Source organism: Halorubrum sp. Atlit-26R (assembly GCF_003666015.1).
Classification (GTDB): domain Archaea; phylum Halobacteriota; class Halobacteria; order Halobacteriales; family Haloferacaceae; genus Halorubrum.
Window position 1 is genome coordinate 1 of record NZ_QPLT01000070.1, and the last position, 1,259, is coordinate 1,259.

Genomic DNA, 1,259 nt, shown 5'->3' on the forward strand with positions numbered 1-1,259 from the left:
GGCCGCGGACGCACCGGGCGCGGGGCCGGTCTCGTCCGGCTCGTCCTCGAGCGTGCGGGCGTTGACGGAGCCCTCCACCTCGAAGTCGAACGTGACCGACTCGACCGTGTTGTTCTCGTCGAAGGCCGCTCTCGATGTATCGTTTGCGGAGTCGACCTGGATTTCGGCGGTCTCGTCGATCGAGACTTCGACGTCCGCCGGCGGCTCCGGCGGTTCGACGTCGACGGGCTCGTCCGTCTCGGGCGGCGTCGGGGCGATACCGTCACCACCATCGCCGCCGTCACCACCATCGCCGCCGTCACCACCATCGCCGCCGTCACCACCATCGCCGGTGTCGAGGGCAGCCACACGAACGCTCTCAGTGACCGTCTCGCCGGCCACCGAAACGGTGAGCGTGAGCGTGCTATCAGCGTCGGCGTCAACCGTCTCGTACGCCAGCGAGGCCGACTCGGTACCGCCAGTCGAGAGGTCCACCGACGTGCTATCAACCTGCGTGCCGTCGACGGAGAGCGTGACCGTTTGGTCGTCGCTGCCGAACTCGCCACCGACGTTGTCGATGTCCGCGCTCACCGGAATCGTGTCTCCGGGGTCGACCTCGGTCGGGACACTGGTGATGCTGGGCGCGAGGTCGGCACGCTGCTGGACCGTGACCGTCTCGCTCGCACTGTCGTCGTCAGAGGAGACGGTTACGTCGAGGTCGTCACCGACGTTCCGAATCGTCGGTTCGAACGTGAGCGTGACGTCCTCTTCGCTGTTGCCGTCGACCGTCACTGTCTGACTGGCGAGCGTGTTGCCGTTCACGCTGAGTTCGACGGTCTGTGCGCCGGCCCTGTCGCCGGTGTTGTTCACCGTCACCGCGGCGGTGGTCTGCTCGGCGCTCGTGGACGGACTCGGGGAGATGTCCACGCTCTCGACGTCGAGGAACGCGTCCGTGACCGGGTCGTCGAGCGTGTCGACGTTAGCCGTGTCCTGTCTGTCGATAACATCGGAGGCGTCATCGATACCGAACGCCTCGACATTAACGGGGTCGTCTCCGTTGTCTTGGGTGCTGAAACCGCCGTCGGTGGCAGCAGCACTAAAGACGCTGGCCTCTGCCTCATCGCTGGCGTTCGTGACGTTGTTCACGACAGCGACCTGGTTCGCCTCAACGTTGCTCGCGGTGACATCGATGCTCTGGTCGCGATCTGCGGTGTTGCGGGCGTCGAGACCAACGGTGTTGCTGCGGAGCTCGGACTCCGCGATGTCGACCTCGTACGGTC

General features: G+C 65.8%; 1 protein-coding gene. It reads right to left on the reverse strand.

Annotated features, from left to right (window positions below):
• On the reverse strand, positions 1-1,259 hold a 1,259-nt coding region (locus DVK07_RS19295; protein WP_303646393.1), incomplete at both ends, for a CARDB domain-containing protein.